This window comes from Pseudomonas sp. Fl4BN1, assembly GCF_009908285.1.
Taxonomy (GTDB): Bacteria; Pseudomonadota; Gammaproteobacteria; order Pseudomonadales; family Pseudomonadaceae; genus Aquipseudomonas.
Map to the genome: position 1 here is coordinate 1 of NZ_JAAARM010000153.1, position 381 is coordinate 381.

Here is a 381-nt window from a genome sequence, read left to right on the forward strand (position 1 = left end):
CTCATCGACGGCGGCGGCCGCACGCACAGCGCCCATGCGCAGGGGCCGACCACGCTCGTCCTGCTGGGCAGCGCGGCGTTTGCGCGTGTGGTGTCAGCCTACCCGGCCGGCATGTGGGCGCTGATGCAGCAGCTCTGCCAGCGCATCCGCCTGATCTTCGACGAGTTCGAGCACGCCAGCGAAATGCCCGCCGATGCGCGCCTTGCCCAACGCCTGCTGCAGCTCGCCCGCGCCGGTGATGGCCGCACCGTGGCCGCCAGCAATGAAGAACTGGGCCGCATGCTGGCACGCTCGCGACAGACGATCTCGAAGTACCTGCAGGCCTGGCAGCGTGCAGGCTGGATCCGCTGCCATTACCGGACAGTCGAGATCGTCGACGCG

The 381-nt window shown here is 69.3% G+C and carries 1 protein-coding gene; it reads left to right on the forward strand.

The genetic code is table 11. The annotated features are described in order from the left end of the window. Positions 1-381: Crp/Fnr family transcriptional regulator (locus GV818_RS34005; RefSeq protein ID WP_161778771.1), on the forward strand; the 381-nt coding region annotated here is incomplete at both ends.